Annotated in this window: 17 protein-coding genes; 5 read left to right on the top strand and 12 right to left on the bottom strand. The window is 44.0% G+C overall.

Annotation, left to right across the window (positions count from 1 at the left end):
• Both QXL29_06950 and QXL29_06945 read left to right on the top strand, forming a co-directional pair.
• On the top strand, positions 1-443 hold a 443-nt coding region (locus QXL29_06950), incomplete at its 5' end, for an archaellin/type IV pilin N-terminal domain-containing protein (GenBank protein MEM2284329.1).
• Positions 444-599: 156 nt separating this feature from the next.
• Positions 600-1,775, top strand: coding sequence for a phospholipid carrier-dependent glycosyltransferase (locus QXL29_06945; GenBank protein ID MEM2284328.1), 1,176 nt, complete (start codon positions 600-602; stop codon positions 1,773-1,775).
• On the opposite strand, the gene QXL29_06940 is transcribed toward QXL29_06945, so the two are convergent.
• Genes QXL29_06940 through QXL29_06925 form a run of 4 tightly spaced genes read right to left on the bottom strand, consistent with a single transcriptional unit; the run spans position 1,764 to position 7,268 of the window.
• Positions 1,764-3,461, bottom strand: coding sequence for a hypothetical protein (locus tag QXL29_06940; GenBank protein ID MEM2284327.1), 1,698 nt, complete (start codon positions 3,459-3,461; stop codon positions 1,764-1,766). The genes QXL29_06945 and QXL29_06940 overlap by 12 nt on opposite strands.
• The gene (locus QXL29_06935; GenBank protein ID MEM2284326.1) at positions 3,458-4,966 is read right to left on the bottom strand and encodes a hypothetical protein; all 1,509 of its coding nucleotides are present in this window, start codon (positions 4,964-4,966) and stop codon (positions 3,458-3,460) included. Before QXL29_06935 ends, QXL29_06940 begins: the two co-directional genes overlap by 4 nt.
• Positions 4,963-6,606 carry a hypothetical protein gene (locus QXL29_06930; protein MEM2284325.1) on the bottom strand — a complete coding sequence of 548 codons (1,644 nt, stop codon included), beginning with the start codon at positions 6,604-6,606 and terminating at the stop codon, positions 4,963-4,965. Before QXL29_06930 ends, QXL29_06935 begins: the two co-directional genes overlap by 4 nt.
• The gene (locus QXL29_06925; GenBank protein ID MEM2284324.1) at positions 6,603-7,268 is read right to left on the bottom strand and encodes a hypothetical protein; all 666 of its coding nucleotides are present in this window, start codon (positions 7,266-7,268) and stop codon (positions 6,603-6,605) included. Before QXL29_06925 ends, QXL29_06930 begins: the two co-directional genes overlap by 4 nt.
• Before the next feature lie 269 nt (positions 7,269-7,537).
• On the opposite strand from QXL29_06925, the gene glyA reads away from it, so the two are divergent.
• Positions 7,538-8,836, top strand: a complete 1,299-nt coding sequence (gene glyA, locus QXL29_06920) for a serine hydroxymethyltransferase (GenBank protein MEM2284323.1) — start codon at positions 7,538-7,540, stop codon at positions 8,834-8,836.
• 25 nt (positions 8,837-8,861) lie between these two features.
• Positions 8,862-9,638 carry a creatininase family protein gene (locus QXL29_06915; GenBank protein ID MEM2284322.1) on the top strand — a complete coding sequence of 259 codons (777 nt, stop codon included), beginning with the start codon at positions 8,862-8,864 and terminating at the stop codon, positions 9,636-9,638.
• A gap of 17 nt (positions 9,639-9,655) precedes the next feature.
• Here the strand turns inward: QXL29_06915 and QXL29_06910 are convergent, their stop codons facing one another.
• The gene (locus tag QXL29_06910) at positions 9,656-10,372 is read right to left on the bottom strand and encodes a winged helix-turn-helix transcriptional regulator (protein ID MEM2284321.1); all 717 of its coding nucleotides are present in this window, start codon (positions 10,370-10,372) and stop codon (positions 9,656-9,658) included.
• A gap of 47 nt (positions 10,373-10,419) precedes the next feature.
• Between QXL29_06910 and QXL29_06905 the strand changes: the two genes are divergently transcribed.
• Positions 10,420-10,707, top strand: a complete 288-nt coding sequence (locus QXL29_06905) for a hypothetical protein (GenBank protein MEM2284320.1) — start codon at positions 10,420-10,422, stop codon at positions 10,705-10,707.
• Position 10,708: 1 nt separating this feature from the next.
• Here the strand turns inward: QXL29_06905 and serS are convergent, their stop codons facing one another.
• The 7 genes from serS to QXL29_06870 form a co-directional block, all read right to left on the bottom strand.
• A complete protein-coding gene (gene serS / locus QXL29_06900; protein ID MEM2284319.1) occupies positions 10,709-12,088 on the bottom strand; it encodes a serine--tRNA ligase in 1,380 nt (459 codons plus the stop codon).
• Between the two features lie 160 nt (positions 12,089-12,248).
• Positions 12,249-12,893: an METTL5 family protein gene (locus QXL29_06895; GenBank protein ID MEM2284318.1), complete on the bottom strand. Its 645-nt coding sequence runs from the start codon at positions 12,891-12,893 to the stop codon at positions 12,249-12,251.
• A 60-nt stretch (positions 12,894-12,953) separates the two neighbouring features.
• Positions 12,954-13,301 carry a transcription factor S gene (locus QXL29_06890; protein MEM2284317.1) on the bottom strand — a complete coding sequence of 116 codons (348 nt, stop codon included), beginning with the start codon at positions 13,299-13,301 and terminating at the stop codon, positions 12,954-12,956.
• A 27-nt stretch (positions 13,302-13,328) separates the two neighbouring features.
• Entirely contained in the window at positions 13,329-13,616 is a 288-nt protein-coding gene (locus tag QXL29_06885; GenBank protein MEM2284316.1) for a hypothetical protein, read from the bottom strand.
• Between the two features lie 29 nt (positions 13,617-13,645).
• Positions 13,646-13,930, bottom strand: a complete 285-nt coding sequence (locus QXL29_06880) for a DNA-directed RNA polymerase subunit L (GenBank protein ID MEM2284315.1) — start codon at positions 13,928-13,930, stop codon at positions 13,646-13,648.
• 85 nt (positions 13,931-14,015) lie between these two features.
• On the bottom strand, positions 14,016-14,264 hold the full coding sequence (locus tag QXL29_06875) for a hypothetical protein (GenBank protein ID MEM2284314.1): 249 nt from the start codon (positions 14,262-14,264) through the stop codon (positions 14,016-14,018).
• A 12-nt stretch (positions 14,265-14,276) separates the two neighbouring features.
• The gene (locus tag QXL29_06870; GenBank protein MEM2284313.1) at positions 14,277-14,852 is read right to left on the bottom strand and encodes an exosome complex RNA-binding protein Csl4; all 576 of its coding nucleotides are present in this window, start codon (positions 14,850-14,852) and stop codon (positions 14,277-14,279) included.
• Positions 14,853-14,854 lie beyond the last annotated feature (2 nt).

Genomic DNA, 14,854 nt, shown 5'->3' with positions numbered 1-14,854 from the left:
AATTAAACAAAGCAATATCACCCATACTAGCAACAGTAATTCTAATCGCAGTAACACTAGTAATAGCAATAGGCGTAATAGGCTGGATAATGGGAATATGGGGGTCTTTCGGAGCAACAGAGACGCTGCAGGTATATCCAGATAGCTTTATAAACGCTACTGCCAATACTAAGATATTAATCCTACACGTGAAGAATACTGGAAGTGCTACAGCAGTAATATACAGGATAGAGATAGTGGGACTTTATACAGCCACCTCTAACTTCGGCTTTAGCACGGGATTCACTACTAGTACAGGTACCGCTACAGAGGTCTCCTTGACTCCTGGTCAGGAAGGCTACATAGTAGTCGCAGCTGGTAACCCTATTCCAGGAACTACATATCAAGTAAAAATATACACTAGAGCTGGTAACGTGTTTACAGCTAACGTTCAAGCAAAGTAAGTTAGTATGCCTGAAACATAAAATGTAAAAGCTTTTTTATACTATCTCATTTAACTTAATGAGATTAAAGGATTCAGGTGTCTTTTATCATTGATGTTAACTAACTGCTTTGGAAGGTTTACCTGCCTTAGATCTAAGCACGTCACTTTGTTCTTAATGATGTTAATCTGGATAGTGTCTCTAGCAAGTCTTACATCTTTTAATTCGAGTCTTCCGAGTTATTACGACGAATTTATATATATTAAGTGTGGCCTTGAGTATGTAGTTAATTTAACGTCTCCGATTAGCTGTAATTTTGAGCATCCTCCTCTCGGTAAGTACTTGATTGGTTTTGCTACGTTGTTTGGTTTTGGTAGGTTTTTTTATTTGTTTCTTATGTTTGGTTCTTCTTTGCTTGTTTATTTTCTGGTTAAGAATTTATTTGCTTCTGAGTTGCTTGGTTTCTTTTCTTGTTTTTTCTTGATTTTAGATACTGTCTTTATTAATTCTCATAGGTTTCTTCTTCTCGATCCTCTGGCTGTATTCTTTTTCTTACTTTCTCTTTATTTTGTTCTTTCTAGGTCTTCGTTGATTGCTTCAGGGGTTTTCTTCGGGTTGGGGGTTGCTTGTAAGTTTAGTGTTGCTCCTTACTTTCTTGTTTTCATGTATGTTTTTGTTAAGCGTTGGGGGTTTGTTAGTAGGAGGTTTATTAAGGGGTTGTTTGTTTTTGTTTGTGTTGCTTTTGTCTCGTACCTTCTTACGTATGTTGCTGACTTGATGTTGGGTCCTTATGCTGTTATACAGCATCATATAGATATATTTTCTTACATGTCTTGGAGGCACGGGTTTTCGTTACCTATAGCTGTTAACGGGTTGATGAAGCTTATTAGTAAGGTTGAGGTGTGGCGTTACGGCGGTGATTTCACTCTCACTTTCTCTACTGTAGACTCGACGCAGGTCTTGATTAACTCTACGTTCGTTCCTGGCTCTGATTCTTTCGTGTATCTTGGTTTAGGTTTGGGTTCTGTGTTTTGGTATGTGATGCTTCCTTCACTGCTGATTAACACTTACTGTGTTTTGGCTCGTGAGTCTGGGTTTAGCGAGAGTCTTGTTTGCTTGGCTGGGTGGGTTTCTTTAACGACTATCTTGCCCGGACCTCTTGATTGGTATTACGTGAACGCACTCCCGCTACTATACGCTAACGTTGCTTTACTCATTAAGCACTTGATGGGGAGTCGTGAGTACTTCCTTAAGCACCTGGTCCTGAGCTCGGTGGTAATTCAGTTCTTGGTTACGTCACTTACTCTCGCGGGATTCATACCCTACAGGGTAGAGTTCTTCCTACCTAGATAGTGGTAAGATTGATATTATCTCAAAGCCTATGGTGAAGTCTACATCGTTTGTTGTTCCCGTGTAGCTGTATGGGTCCATAATCTCTATTAAGACCCAGTACTTGCCCGACCCAGGTATAGGGACGTAAAGAGACTGAGGTATCTTAACGAAGTAGTTGTCGTTTATGAAGTCTCTGATTATTGTTTTGTGATAATTGCATATTTCTTGATAGTCATATTCCCTGATTATGTACTTCGACACTATGTTACCGGCGTCGTCTTTCTGAATGAGTGATACCCTCAAGAGTGTTTTCGTGTCGTCGTTATCGCTAAGTTGGGCTTCGCCGTCAGGGTATGAGTTGTCGTGGAATACTAGGTTTATGTTTATTATTAAGCCTGAGAATCTTGAGCCAGGTATTGAGCCGTCAGCACTCCCCGTAATACCGCTTAAGTTAAGTGTTAGTGGTAGGGGGACTTCCGAGTAGTCAAGTAGTGTTACTTTGGGGTCAAGCGGGTTCCTGTCATTGTATTGACTGCTACCGCCGTAGTAAGCGTCTTCAGTAATGAAGACTACCTCGTTAACTCCGTTTCCGTCAAGATCTCCTATGAAGAGGTATGGGTAGTACGTAGTTGCTTGAGTACCTCCCTCCCCCGACGCAATCCTCTTAAACGTAAGGACTTGAGTTGCTAAGCCGCTTAACTCCACCATAAGAGTAGGGTTCGGGTCAGACGAGGAACTCCTATAGCCATAGTACCAAGCACCGAGAACGTCTCTCGCACAAGAGCTCCCCGTACAGGCCACGAGAGTCGACTCATTATACACTTTTATCACTCCTCTGAAGCCCCTAATAACTACTCTCAAATCTCTGCTACCATAATCAGATAATTTCTGCCCCCCAATAGCTAAGTAGTTCTGTTGAGGGACGTCTTTAGGTATTGTCAAGATTATAGTGTATTGTGGTGCGCCGTAAGGATGCCTCAACCAAGCAGGGTCGTAACCAATTAACATGACGCCGAAACCTATAGGAGCAACCTCGAACGCGTTGCCTTTCTTGCTCCCCGTAACTACCTCAACATTACCGCGAATATCGTTAGCTGTTATCAAGAAGAGTTTATCTCCTCTCATGCCAGCGTACCTCCTCCCCTGACCACCCGCCAGCGGCAAATCTATCAACTCACTAGGTATGTTGAAGAGTTTACTCAAGTCTTCAGGAGTGTAGACTCCTTCAAGAGGGATTAAACTCATGTAAGTCGCGCCGACCATCTCGCCCCTAACACCTACGTACTCAGGCCTTACTACGACTCCCGCACTAGTTACTAACGCAACGACTCTCCCACTTAACCCGAAATAAACGCATTCTTGACCCTGCTTGAGTAAGCTCTCACCACAACTACTAGCGAGAGACGAGACTTCCACTATCTTAATCCCGTACCCCTCGTCAACGACGACGTACTGAAGCTCTGTCGGAATAACACCTATGTTAGTTACTCTGAGGTTGTACCCTTCTTCCTGAATTATAGCTAGGCGTGTTAAGTCGTGTAACTCACTATACTGTATTAGCGAGTAAGCTCCTGAAGCCGCTGAACGCCTTAAAGTACTTGACAACATATAGACAGACGCTGTAGAAGTCAGTAGCGCCGCTATAATTAACGTAGATAAGAGGAGTGTTGAGATCCCTCTCCTTAAACTAAGTCTTGAAGACCTCATCTCCTAACACCAAGAGTTATACCTATATACTCCAAGATAAACATTACGTCTAAGTCATTCACGCCACTACCGGAGTATAAGTAAGGGTCAGACAACTCTAGAGCTATGTAGTAGACTCTAGGACCGACTTCATCAGGCTTAGGTATCCTTAAAACTAAGTCTTTAGTGATGCTCGACCCCTCATACCTGCATAACTCGTAGTAACTCAAGTCATATTTGTAAACCCAGACTCTCCTCTGAGCATCGTATAGACCGAGTCTCACAATAATCCTGTTGTCTGCTTCATCAACGTCAACGCCTGAATTATCTAGAAACGTGAACTTCACGCTCAACACGGCTAAGTTATATTTAGTATTATTTATTTCGAAATTACTGAAAACTAGTCTTAGAGGAGTTTGAGTATAGTCTAGTAAGCTCCCGTACCTGTTCCTGTCATTGTATGTGGTAGCGTCACCACTAGTAGTTGAGTCTATAGTGGTGAAGATTAATGCCATGAACCCAGAGCCCGTGACATCCCCTATCAGGACGTAAGGCTCGAAACCAAGCGTGTTAGCCGCGAGTCCGTCTACGTTAGCATAAAAAGATATTAAGCTAGCACTACCCGAGAGTCTGAGTACACATGAAGGGTTAGAACACCTGAATATTGCGGGAGTTGTGACGGGAGCACCATCTAAGCTTATAGGACCGTCATATTCCTGCACGAGTATCCTGTATCTCTTATAGTAGCCTGAAGCGCCTATCACGTACTTATTCTCGTTTATCTTAACATACCTCGTAGACCCTGGTGAGTCATAGCCGGTTATGAGTAGGTTCCACTTGCCGCTAGGTGATCTAGCTATGAAAACCTGTGAGAAATTAATTTCTAAGTCTATAAGTGCGTTAAGCTCTCTGCTAATCAGCCTCAACCCTATGTTGTGTGTCCTGATAGAGTCGCTACCCGGCAATAAGAGACTAGCGTTTTCAAGATACCTCGTGAGGTCTTCTACCACGCTAGATTCTAGAAGTATGGTCTGGTTTATAGATTCAGACGTTACTATCCTGGTGTAGAGCTTGGGATCCATATCAATAACTCTACCGGCTGTAGTGATTAAGCCTGCTAGACTCCCACCCACACACGATATAGTAGCGTTCTCCCCAACCCTCAAATACCTTGAAGGCGTAATCACGCATGAAGAAGCAGGCCTGTAACCAAACTCTACTTGACTCACAGGCTCTAAGATTTTCACGGACCCATCACTCCCTAAAACTATTATGTTCTCTACGGAGGTATCGTAAGAACCTGCGTTCAAGACTGCCCAAGCAGACTCATTAATAAAAACTAGCTGGAGACTCTCACCAATCATCTTCTCTAAATCACTCATAACAGACCTTACAATCGCTTGAGGCTGTCGAGGCACGTTAAGCACTGCAAAAGCAAAAAATACTGATACTAGGAGTAAGACGAAAACCGCGGCTACTGCCTCACCAACAGCCTTCCTAAACCTAATAGGAGAGACTCTAATCAACTAATCAATAACACCCCCAAACCCTCAATTAAGAGCATGAAATCTAGGTCGTCTAGATTTCCCGTCCCGCCATACGGGTCTTGAATCTTTATGAATGGATAGTAAGTCTTGGCGCCTCCCGTGACTTCAGGACGCGGCAGAGGTATGAATACCGTGGCTGACTGAGCCTGAGCTCTCGGCGGATAAGTATCTTCATACCTAGTGAGCTCCTTAAAAGTGAATGTCCTGCTCGCCAACACATTACCTTCTGAGTCCACCAAACCTACCTCAAAAATAACTCTATCAGCACTAACGCCGTAGAAGTCGTTACCCTCGTTATCATGGAACCTATAATTAACTACTAAAACAACGCCAAGATACTTCGAGTTTGTTATGACCATCGTAGTCGAGTTATACACAAGCAGTAAAGGCTGAGTAGAAACATCTTGCACGACTTTTCCTCCCCTACTAGTACTGTACGCATCATTTCTAGAATTATAGAAGCCGTAGTATACATCCTCGAAAACCATTAGTATTGAAGGTCCTGGCGCGCCCGCATTAAATTTAGTCAGCATGATGTAGGGCTCGTAACTCGATTCGTAATTGGGGTTAGAGCTCCTACAGTAGATGCGGACTCTCTCAGCAGACCCAACTAAAGAGATTCTCACTCCTTGCCTGCTAGTCAGGTATGAGTATCTTGCTGGGTCTGGATCAGGCGAGGTAATTCTATTACCGTTACTAAACCCAATTATATAGTTAGTTGAGTTTCTAAATCCCAATATCTTGACTCTGTACCCGTTAGGACATACACTACCTAAGTTTATGTTTTGACCAGATATAGTTAGGGTTATGTCTAAGTTGTCTCCTCTATTCCACGAAAACATTATGTCGTACTTCTTCGTGTCTCTAGGATTATAACCTAAGTAGAGATTACCTACTGGAGCGTTACTCGTAGATATTGATGCTACATCCAGATATTCTTGTAGTAGGTAGTAAGCGCCGGTACCAACGCCCTTAACTCCTCTGACATCAACTCCCTGAGCAGGTACTTCCAAGAGTCTTGGGTCAGCAACTCTGAACCCTGAATTCTCTATTGAGTTCCTCACAGAAGAGGGGTCGTAGTAGGGTAGAGGTAGGTGCGTGTGTAGCTTAACTAAAGCAACTTCTTGAGAAACCATGAATTCCTCCAGAAACTCTGCAGTGTATATTCTCGGGTTAATTACGGTTCCCTTATCAGTTAATAACATTACGTTCACTACCCTACAGTCAGTCAAGCAGTAGTTTTGCACCTCGTAAGACTGGTGCGTAACGACTGAGTTAGGACCTACACTAATTGAGGTCTCCTCTCTCAACACCGTTGTGGTGCCGTCGCGGCGGGCTAACCTGTAAAATAACGTAATCACGTTTACTTCTGACATTCCGTAATTAACTATAGCCGTAGTAACTACGTTATTCTCATCTACGAAGACTGTAGCGTTAATTTCTCTCGTAGCGTAACTTACTAACTCTTTGAACTCGCTATACGTCTCGGGCAGAAACTCCGTACTACTAGACGGTGTCATGATTATTAAGTGTATGGCCGTAGGCAGAACTATCAACACGAATAAAGAAGTAATTATGATGGATATCACTATGCTACCCTGTCCTCTAAGAAACCTCAAGATCTCACCAAAGACCTGTAAACTCTCAACACATAGTAGTCGTTGCCGAAAGACTTAAGTAAGTATATTCTGAGCTCAGCGACACCCTCTAAATCGCTGTAGTCTATCTTAACTATCTGGTTACCCCCCTTATAAGTAACGTAGCACACGCCTAATCGGCGGCCTGCAGCATATGGATTCTCTCCGACACTCCTCTTATACACGTTTATATCAACCCAACTACTACTACCTTCAGGCTTCACTAGAAAGTTTTTGTAGGGTAATGAAGCGATTGTAGTTGCTTGAGGGCATTCACCAGGTTCTGAACAAACTATCTTGTCTGTATCTAGCTCTGGCACGTAGTAGAAGACCCTACTACATTCGAGGAGTTCTGTGCTCCCATCAGATAGCTTGGCTTCAACCATGACGAGGAAGTTAACACTAGCGTTATCGAGTCTCCTGAAGAGAAGCCACAAGACTTTATTAGCTTCATCTACGGAAATCAGCCTAACTACCTGAGCAGCTAACTCACTATTAAGAAGGTTTTCTCTCTCTATTTCAGAAGTTGAGGTACTAGATAATGTCTGGAAGTACGCAAGCACAGAAATACCTATTAAGAGAGCTACACCAGTCAAGACTACCACAGTTATTAAGTCTGTCTGACCAAGACTTAATTTCCTCATTTCAACACCTAAATAATATATTTCTAAACTAAGTAATAAAACTATACTCTAAGACTTTATAAAAACACAACCGAGTTTTAGTACTTTCCTAATGACTGACTCTTCTCGGCTCCCCGCAGTTGATGTTCTCGGCGCGTTGCTAATTGTTAGTCTTGCTCCTAGTCTTAGCAACTTACGCATTACTAGCTATTTTGCTGTGTTAGTAGCGACGAAAACTTATAAGCTTCATTCTATACCTTTAAAACGAGGTCTTGTGAAGGTGGTGTGTTTTGGGTCTGCCTGAAGAATTAATTCGTGTTGTTGAGTTGACTAGAGCTCATAATAGGTGGAGGAGACTTGAGACGATAAACTTAATACCTTCCGAGAATGTGATGTCTCCTCTAGCTGAGGCAGCCTACATGACTGACATGATGCACAGGTATGCTGAGGGAAAGCCTAAGAAGAGGTATTATCAGGGCTTAACTTACGTTGATGAAGTTGAGTTGCTTGTTATGGACCTTATGTCAAGACTGTTTAAGGTTAAGTATGTTGAGCCAAGACCTATCAGCGGCACCATAGCTAACGCTACAGTCTTCAGAGTTTTAGGGAAGCCAGGCGATAAAGCACTCATAGCTCCTGTCCAGGCAGGCGCTCACGTGTCACACACTAGGTTCGGTACTCTAGGTGCTTTAGGCATAGAACATGTTGAGATGCCTTTCGACCAAGAGAAGTGGAATGTAGACGTAGACAAGGCCGTCAAGATGATCGAGTCTGTGAAGCCCGCTTTCGTCACTTTAGGAGGTTCTGTCTATATGTTTCCTCACCCCACAAGAGAGATAGCTCAAGCAGCACACTCAGTCGGTGTTAAGCTAGTTCACGACGTAGCACACGTACTTGGCTTGATAGCAGGCGGCGTATGGAGTAACCCAATACATGAGGGGGCAGACATAATAACGTCCTCGACGCACAAGACTTTCCCGGGACCTCAAGGAGGAGTCATAATGACTGACGACGAGGAGCTCTATAAAGAGATATCTAAGGTAGTATTCCCGTGGTTCCTCAGCAACCACCATCTACACAGACTACCAGCAACTGCCGTAACAGCAGTTGAGATGATGGTTTTCGGCGAGGAATATGCGAAGCAGATAGTCAAGAATGCCGTAGCATTCGCTGAAGCGTGTGTGGAGGAAGGATTTAAGGTGCCTACAGAACACCTAGGCTTCACAAAATCACACATGTTCGTGATAGACGTTAGGAGTCTTGGGGGAGGCGCTAAATCCGCCACGCTACTCGAGCAAGCCAACATAATAGTTAATAAGAACCTGCTGCCGTGGGACCCGCCTGAGGCAGTGAAAGACCCCTCAGGAATAAGGCTAGGGACTCCTGAGATGACTAGATTAGGCATGAAAGAAGGAGACTTTAAAGAAGTAGCTAAATTCATGCGTGAAGTCTTAATAGATGGCAGACCTCCCGAAGAAGTGAGGAAGAAAGTAATTGAGTTCAGGAAAAACTTCGTTGAAGTTAAGTATGGGTTCAGCGTGCCTAGAGAACTAGAAGAGAAGCTCTCTAAAATACCTATATTGCTCTAAGATAGTTTTAGGGTGTCTTAATCTCTTGTGTGAGTTATGGCTAAAAACATGGACTGAAGTGAGTGAGGTCTGCAAGAGCAGTAAGAGTGTCTTTTTAATACCTGTCGGCAGCACAGAACAGCACGGGCCACACCTACCTCTAGGACTAGACTACATGATAGCAGAGCATGTAGCTCTAGAAGCTTGCAAGAGTCTAGAAAGAGACGGCACGAGAACACTCGTTTTCCCGCCCGTAACTTACGGCTTAAGCTCTATGTGGTCTGCTTACTCAGGCACCGTAAGCGTCAGTAGCGAGTCTCTCTACAAGTACTTAAAAGACGTCATAACTTCGGCGTCAAGGAACTGTCCTAAGACTCTCGTAGTAGTGGTTAATGGGCACGCGGGGAACAACGACTTACTGAGAGTCTTGTGCAGAGACGTGGCTGAAGAGACAGGCCTGGTAGTAAGTCTCGTCAGCGTATGGGATTTATGCGGTGATGTTATTAAGGAAGTCTTCGCCACACCCTTCACACACGCTGACGAGGTAGAAACTAGCTTAGCTATGGCGCTAAACCTGCTAGTAGGGGAACCCCCAAAAGACTCTCCAGGATTCTTCAGGAGGTATGATGATTTCTGGCACTCCCTAGACTTAACTAAGAGGCCTAAAGCATACGTTTTTAGGGGAGAGTCTAGAGAAACGCACGGTAGGGGTTCTTTCGGGAGACCTGAGTTAGCTTCTAGAGAGAAGGGTGAGGCGCTTCTCAACTGCATGATCAGCAGGTTAGTCAGCCTAGCTAAAGAGATACTTGAGAACAGAATTTAAGAGAGAAGTGTTAAAACTCAAGCTAGTCTGTATTCTTTCCCCGCATGCAGGTACGCTAGACCCTCAGACACCATAGCATTCAGTAATTCTCTCTCTTCATCTTTTAAGTTCTTAACTTCCCTTAAGGAAATAGGAAATCTCTTCTTGAATTCCTCCATGAATGAGTGCAAGACCACATAGTTGCCCACGACCACGTAGTTGCCTGACCTAACGAGAGAATCTACTGAGACTCCGCGATTCCTGAGTATATCGACTCTCACTATCGCGTCTACACTTGCCTCACTAACCTCTTCCCTGACTTTCTTCTCGGTCTTGAGAGACTTCATGAGTAACGTGAATTCCGTCTCGATCTTGTTGACTCTATCACTCAAAGACTCAACAATCTTTTTCAGCTCATTGACCTCACTCCTTAACTCACTGATCTCTATATCGAGATGTTCTCTCAAAGTGCTTGAGTCTTTCTCTGCTCGCGTGCTGGCCTCCCTCTTGGCCTGTTTCTGCGTCTCTTCATAAAAGTCTTCAACAGACTTGCGTGCTCCTAAGTCTCCAGCACCTGACTTGACCACGTAGCCACCCTTACCTGACCTAACTACGTATCCTAATTCTCTTAATCTAAGAAGAGCTATCCTGACCATACCTATAGAGACTCCTAGAGCATCAGCTATCTCTCTAGGCATAGCTCCTGGGTTTGACTTAAGATACTCAATTATCTTCCTGTAGATATTTTCACTCATCACTATTTAATTAGCCTTCAAACAATATAAAGAGTAGGTGTCGCGTTGTGGTGAAGAGAGATAAGATGATAAAAGAACTAACTTACATGATAGACGAAACAGATGACGTGTGGAGGAAGATAGCTTTCTACTCAGACCAGAGAGTTCAGGAGATACTAGACGCTCTATACGTTAGGTGGAGTGATGCGAGCTACAAGAATACGCCGCTAGACTACGCAAGCGATGAAGAACTGAAGGAACTCTACGATAAAGCAATACATATTAAGGAGGAAGACAGAGATAGAGCTATGCTTAACATGTACAGGAAGCTAGCCTTGAGTAGTGAGGAAGAATAAACTACTGTTTTCCTTTCTTAGCCGGGTGTATGTAGTCTTTAGGTGCTCTAGTAAAGACTTCTAAATATCTCCTTAGAGTCTTTGGTATTGTGATAGTCCCGTCATCGTTTTGATGATTCTCTAAGATAGCTGTAATTGTCCTTGTGCTAGCGATGGCTGTTGAGTTGAGCATGTGTAGGTAGTCTTTAACCATCCCTTTCCTCCTCATGTACCTTACGTTTAGCCTATAAGCCTGCCAGTCGAGGACGTTACTACAACTCACTAACTCTCTGAACTTGCCTTGAGCCGGGTACCAAGCTTCTAAGTCGTATTTCATAGCGGCCCTTAAGTTAAGCTCTCCAGAAGCTATGTTGACTACCCTGTAAGGTATTTCAAGACCTTTATAGAGTTCTTCAGCATTCTGTATCAAGAGGTTGAATACGTCCCAAGACTGCTCAGGCATCGTATAAGCAAACTGCTCAACTTTATGGAACTGATGAACTCTGAAGATCCCTTTAATGTCTCTGCTGGCAGCACCTGCTTCTTTCCTGAAGCAGGGACTAACACCTACGTACAGCTTAGGTAGCTCGTCCTCAGGTATTATCTCACCGGCGTGCAGAGCTGCTAGGGGGTGCTCAGCAGTAGCTATGAGGTATAAGTCTTCATCCTCAATCTTGTATAAAGCGTCTTTAAACGCTGTAAATTCTTCTACTGCCTCCATATACTTACCTCTAAGCATGTACGGAGGCAAAACTAAGACGAAGCCTTTACTAGTTAAGTAGTCCATAGCGTAAGAGAGTAGAGCGAAATCAAGCCACACAAGATCCTCAAACAAGTAGTAGAATCTAGATCCAGCAACCTCCCCAGCCTTAATAGTGTCGCCGAGCCTGAGCACGTACTCAAGTACGTCAGCATGACCTACGAACTCCTTATCAACTACCTCGTAATCCATCCTAACACCCTTACCTTCAGTCTCGTTAAGGAAGTCACTCAAGTGTTTTCGCTGAACCTTGGCTTTACCCCAGACACGCACCACAGCATTATAGCTTTCGTCAGGACCTACAGGGACGGAGTCGTGAAGTAGTGAAGGCATCCTATCAAGTACTAAATTCCTTTCTTTCTCTACCTCATCAAGCCTCTTCTCCATCTCAGATATCTTATTGAGTAACTCTTTAGCTTCAGCTACCGCGGCTTCTCTCTCCCCAGGAGGCAGGTTAGCGATTTTAGAACTTATTAAGTTGTGTTTGTGCCTCAACTTATTAAGTTCTGTCTGTGTCTTCCTCCACTCCTTATCTAGCTCCAGAAACTTATCAACTAAGGAAACATCCATAAACCTCTTCCTCAGTACTTCCCTCATTAAGTCAGGATTCTCGCGCAATATCTTCAGAGTAGACCAGACCAACCCTAACACCACAAAGAATATTTGATGTGCTAAATTTAAAACTATGAGTGCTTAAGCAGAGAGGATTTATACTGAGCGCTACTAGACAAGCTTAAGAAAAGACTCAGTTTTTGTCCCGACATCACCTCTCAGTACTCGGCAAACACATCATCTACTAGACTTAAGTTAAGGAATCTTTTATATTGCGTGACGCTCTAATAATTACTGAGTCGACAAATATTACTCTCTTTCTGTGCTTGCTTAACGAAGCTCTTAGAGGAAATTTAACAACTTTTAAAAACTCATACCTTGAATTAAGACTTCTCATAATTTCTTCTAGTACGTCGTGAAAACCCTCACTCAACTTATGAATTGAGTATACCGTGTTGCAGATGGTTAAGGCCGTCTTAAGAAAGTCTACGTCTGCCCCCCTAGACTTAACACCGAAAGGCGGATTCATCACTACTACGCAATCACTACTCCGGAAAGGCGGTGCTCTCCTCAAGTCTGCCAAGACTAGGTCGTGAGGTGCCGGCGAACCAGCCGTTAAGACCTCACCAGCAATACTAAGCGCGTCCTCATCTACATCACTACACACGACATACTTAGAGCTCAGTATAGATGAGGCCAGTGCTAGCCTGCCTGTTCCACACCCTAAGTCGTGCACGACACGACCCTCAATCTCGCCAGACATGAAAGCAGACCACACCAAGTCTGCAACTATGTCAGGAGGAGTTACGTACTGCTCTAGCTCCTCCTTAGGCGCCTTGAAGCCCGGCACTCTGGAAACAATCATACCTAACCATTTTTTAGATACTCTTCTCATAATCTGACGCACCAGACAAGAAGTGAAATTAATAGCATCTTCTTACTACGTAGTGTTTAGCTACTCGTATTCTCTCCAGGTATGCCCGCACTTAGTACACTTATAGAATCTTGTGGGTGGTTCGTCAGCTCTCCTAGTCTGCATTACGTAGTAGAACGCCTCATCATTGCCGCACTTAGGGCACTTAACGCCCTTAACTCTAGGCATTGTTTTCATACTGTCTTCTGACGATATCACGTATAGCTTTTCTCTCTCGCTGTGAGTTATCTTCTTAGATAGCGTCGGTAATTTCTTGTCTTGCTGTGAGGGCTCTCTTCTGTAGCCGCACCTAGGACATACTAACACAGTCTTACCGCTTTCTTTCTTAGCAGTCATCAGAGACCCGCACTTAGGGCAAAAATACGACATCGTTTTACCCCTAGCTATTAGGATTATTCAACATATCAGCTTATATACTTCCATGAAAAACTTCTTAGCAAACTCACTATACTCTGTCAAATTACTCAAGCCTGTCTTATCTATCTCCTCAACATGCGTAATGATCCGAACACTCCTACCCACACTAGACTCAGAAATAAACTTAGTCAAAGAATCTACGCCGTCTTCAAGCAGGCCAGCATGCTCTACCGAAAAAGCCCCCCTCATTATCAAGTAAGCTACATATTCTCTACCGTCACGACACTTAACAAGCTCATACACTAACACTCTAGTCTCTTTCTTCAATATCACACCGTTAGCTTTATAGGGGATAGTTATTCTTCCGTGCCTAAAGCCTTACTAACTGCTTTAAGTACTTGCTCAGCTTCCCCCCTAGCACTACTCACTACTTCCTTGAGAACTTGGAGCGGGTCGGTCCCGTCAGTAACTATCCTGAGGACCGGGGCTCCTACTAGGGGGTGCTCGATGACGTAAGTAGCTAACTTCGTGTGTGGATTACTTAAAGCAGACTTAGCTAGGAGGTTAGCTAAAGTATGGTCTTCTCCCTCAATCTCTAAAACCAGCTCCTTATCAGCATACTTGCGCACTCTTACATTCACTCACACTACCCCTCTACAAACCACACTCTACGCAAACCTAATAAGTCTTACTCTAGAAAGTTCTAGTTACGAGCGTGGAGACTACCTAACCGCTAGTCTTTCTCTTAACTTGCTCATACGTCTTAATTATCAGTCTCTTAGTCAAGGCAATCTCTGTTGAGCTACCTACTATAGTGACCTCAACGGAAGTCTTCTTGACTCTGTGCTTAATTAGAGGAGCTCTTAAGCCCCTAATCCTAGTTAGAGCTTCAGCAAGCTCCAGACACTCCTGCGTAGAAGAACAGGGTAACGAGATTTTGACTGCGTGAGGACACATAACTCGCTTCTTCCTCAACACCTGATTCTCTCAAACACACTTGAGAGACCCGTATTCTGGGGATGTCTTCCTTCCTTCAGTAGTCTTGCAGTTAGGGCACGCAAGCGTGTTGCCCTGCTTAACTAGCTCAGCCCCGCAGACACTACAGTACGCAGTAATGACACCCAACTGACGCTCCCTAATACTAAGGTGGTAGGGCGGGCTCTCTGAAATCACTCGAGCTTTAAGCACGTCTCCAGGCTTAACAAAGTCATAGACGCTCCTCACGTACTTCTCATGCACTTGAGAAGCGTGTAGAATCCCCGTGAAGGGAGTGGAGTACTTGACACACTTAGAATCACTGAAGATCTTGACTAACGCGTAGTCTTCCTTCATAGAAATAACAAAGCCGTAAACTAAGACACCTACAGCAGGTAAGTGAATCTTGTCGTTGACACACTTGACTTCAACTATTCTTAAGTCTAGGTTAGTTATAGGATAACCTATGACTGCAGACCTGACTCTGCCCCCCACCTCGTATGTCCCTCTACCGGGCAGGAACTCCTCAACAACGCAGACTTCATCTCCTGGAACAAGCCTCAACTTACTTATGTTTTCCAGCCTCATCT

This window comes from Zestosphaera sp. (genome assembly GCA_038843015.1).
Lineage (GTDB): Archaea > Thermoproteota > Thermoprotei_A > Sulfolobales > NBVN01 > Zestomicrobium.
The sequence above is the reverse complement of the archived record's forward strand: the minus strand, read 5'-3'. Positions and strand labels throughout refer to the sequence as shown.